Here is a 3,106-nt window from a genome sequence, read left to right on the forward strand (position 1 = left end):
ATTTCCACTAATCCCTTTCAGGGATTGAAACCTACTCGATCGCGGGGAGAAATCCCTAAATCCTCTTTGTCTCAATTTCCACTAATCCCTTTCAGGGATTGAAACTAGGTAAACTGTTTCCATTTCTAAACCCCTACTTGTCTCAATTTCCACTAATCCCTTTCAGGGATTGAAACTTCAGGAGGATTAAAGGTAAGGATATCTGTATTGAGCATGTCTCAATTTCCACTAATCCCTTTCAGGGATTGAAACGTATTTCTATGAGATTTCCATAGCCACCTGTATTCGTCTCAATTTCCACTAATACCTTTCAGGGATTGAAACTCTATACCTCTAATGGGGAAGAAATTAATTTCGAGTCTCAATTTCCACTAATCCCTTTCAGGGATTGAAACTAAGATAACTTCCCAGACCCAATCTCCGTATAGGTGTCTCAATTTCCACTAATCCCTTTCAGGGATTGAAACTCAATGATTTTATTGAGCTTTCTTCTGACTAATTCAGCCAAGTCTCAATTTCCACTAATCCCTTTCAGGGATTGAAACAGATAAGGCGTGTTTATCTTCTAAATCGGGCAAAGAGTCTCAATTTCAACTAATCCCTTTCAGGGATTGAAACTAGTGATACATTACCGGGACTCTCCGGCGCGTAGTCTCAAGTCTCAATTTCCACTAATCCCTTTCAGGGATTGAAACTTAATTGTCACTAATCCCTTTCAGAAATTGAAACAAACAAGTCAAAATGTTAGAGGGTAAGGGGGAGGCAGAGACTGGGGGATGGGCGGTGAGGGGTCAAAGCCCACTCACGGAGGGAAGGTGATATCGATCGCACCCCTACCCCATCTCGATCGCTGAATTCCATTGAAAACCCTCCTACCATAAAGAATAAGCATCAAACCCCGAATCGATGGAAGGAGGACATCAGAATGTCAACGGCAAATAACGACAAAACACTGCGCCCAAATCCCTATCAAACCTATCGGGATCCCAGCAGCGGAAAGTGGATCGTTGTCACGGCAAATGAAGGGAGCAACTGCAACCAAACACAACAAGCGGCTTAGAATACGCGCTTTTTTCCCATGCCTCATCCCCATCCGGGGAAAACAACCCCAAGGGTTCTCGAGCCGCAAGAGGCGACAGGAGCAATTATAAGTTTGTTTGAAAAATAATCTTGTCAGCTACCCAATCTCCCCGAAACCATTCAATCTCCGCCTTGAGGCGAGTTGATTATTTCGCGTAGCGCTTTGCTTGGGCGATTCGGATTACAAATCAGTGGTGTCACGTTCGGCTCGATAAAGTAAAAGCGTGGCGCAAATTTGCGTTACTAGAGCCAGTTTATTTAAACTCGGTCCTCCCTAACTTTAAAATCTGGGCAAATTTGCCTGTGGGTACCGAGTTTTTTTCTGTGCAAACCACGTCGGCGATCGCCCTCCTACCGCTTCTGGGGTTGAGCCATACCGCTGCAAAACCATCGCCAACCCCACACAGGGTCGGTTCGATATGGCAACTCCCTCCCTTGGGCGGCGTAGCTTTCCACCAGGGAGTGTCTCCGGAGCAATCAACGAGTTTTCATCCGGATAAACCCGCCGATCGCGCTAGTCAATTCAACGGAAATGCCCTTCAATACTTGAGAAAGTACCACCATCATGGTAGGCTAGTGATGCGGGAGTTAGTCCAGAAGACTCATCGAGTTCAAAACGCATTACTTATGCTCGAAAGATTTATTTTAGCCATGTTGCTCACCCTTTCATTACATCTGTTTATGGAAATCGGGTTAGGGCCTGCTTCGCAATCTAGTGCGGAGTTTTCTCATACCAGCCAATCGATTATTATAAACCAATATCGGCAATAAAACGGTTCGAGAGAATACATTAAAGCAAATTTTAATCGGCAGGGAGCTTCTGTTGGTTTTCTAAAACGTAGAATGGCGCAATCCAGCCCCGATTGGGTTGGTTTGAGTGTGAAGCTCAAGGGTTTCGTGAATCCCACTAACATGAGACGAGGGGAGTGGAATCACGGAGGGTGCAACTTGGCCGATCGCGCAAGGTGCCAGGGGCAAAAACCGCAGGTATTCTCTAAATCGAAACATTCACCACTGGGGCGATCGCCCACTGTGTATCGGTGGCGATATTGGCCAACTATCTCAATTTAAAATTTCTCCCCAAGACTGGCTACAGGCTTTCTCTCAATCGAACATGAAAGGCAACCTCCCCCCCCCCACTATGGTGGGATTGGCCAAGGGCTGACCCGAGAATAAAAAGCCCGACAACCGCGCGATCGCCGTGGCTTTATCCGGCAGAATACTTCGGTTATAAAACCGCAGGCGATCGCGCCTGGGGTAGCGATTCAAAGGTGGAAACCTCCACCCCGACAATGGAAAAACGGCGATCGGCAAGGACAAGCAAACTGAAAGAGGGGCGATCGGTTGCGGTTATCCTCACCTAGAGGAAAATCCACACAACGATAAAATAAAACTGTTCAACCCCAGCAAACTAAGGATGAAACGATGGTTGAGAAAGTCCAAAAAAGCGAAGCCGAATGGAAAGCGCAACTGAGTCCCGAAGAGTTTCAGGTGACGCGCAAGAAGGGAACCGAAAAACCTTTCACCGGCAAATACTACGACAATAAAGAAAAGGGTGTCTACAAATGCACCTGTTGCGGCGCCGAACTATTTAGTTCCGACACCAAATTCAATTCAGGCACCGGATGGCCTTCATTTTGGGCACCCATCGATGAAGAACACGTAAAAGAAGAAGAAGATAACAGTCTATTTATGCGCCGAACCGAGGTGTTGTGCAATGCCTGTGAGGCTCATCTCGGTCACGTCTTCAACGATGGCCCCCAACCCACTGGCTTGCGCTACTGCATTAATTCGGTAGCGCTGGATTTTGAGAAAACCAGTTAGGCTCAGAGAAAAAGGTCTGCAAAACCGCAAGGTGGCGACGCCAATCTTGGCTCTGAGCCGCACTGGGGAACCATTATAAAAATTCCCGCTCCAGGAACGGGGCGGGAAGCCATCAGGGTACATCTAATTAGGGGTCGATGAGGGCTTCGCAACCCTCACCTCCCATTCAGAACCGGACATGAGACTTTCACCTCATCCGGCT

At 47.2% G+C, this 3,106-nt stretch carries 4 protein-coding genes; 3 read left to right on the forward strand and 1 reads right to left on the reverse strand.

The window, feature by feature from the left end:
* Nucleotides 1-925 precede the first annotated feature (925 nt).
* Both AC0QH1_RS20000 and AC0QH1_RS20005 read left to right on the forward strand, forming a co-directional pair.
* Entirely contained in the window at nucleotides 926-1,060 is a 135-nt protein-coding gene (locus AC0QH1_RS20000) for a hypothetical protein (RefSeq protein ID WP_324633058.1), read from the forward strand.
* 344 nt (nucleotides 1,061-1,404) lie between these two features.
* The gene (locus AC0QH1_RS20005) at nucleotides 1,405-1,851 is read left to right on the forward strand and encodes a hypothetical protein (RefSeq protein WP_324633059.1); all 447 of its coding nucleotides are present in this window, start codon (nucleotides 1,405-1,407) and stop codon (nucleotides 1,849-1,851) included.
* A gap of 333 nt (nucleotides 1,852-2,184) precedes the next feature.
* On the opposite strand, the gene AC0QH1_RS20010 is transcribed toward AC0QH1_RS20005, so the two are convergent.
* Complete coding sequence (locus AC0QH1_RS20010; RefSeq protein WP_324633060.1) at nucleotides 2,185-2,349, reverse strand: hypothetical protein; 165 nt, start codon at nucleotides 2,347-2,349, stop codon at nucleotides 2,185-2,187.
* A gap of 156 nt (nucleotides 2,350-2,505) precedes the next feature.
* On the opposite strand from AC0QH1_RS20010, the gene msrB reads away from it, so the two are divergent.
* Entirely contained in the window at nucleotides 2,506-2,904 is a 399-nt protein-coding gene (gene msrB, locus AC0QH1_RS20015) for a peptide-methionine (R)-S-oxide reductase MsrB (protein ID WP_324633061.1), read from the forward strand.
* Nucleotides 2,905-3,106 lie beyond the last annotated feature (202 nt).

Source organism: Phormidium sp. CCY1219, assembly GCF_055795085.1.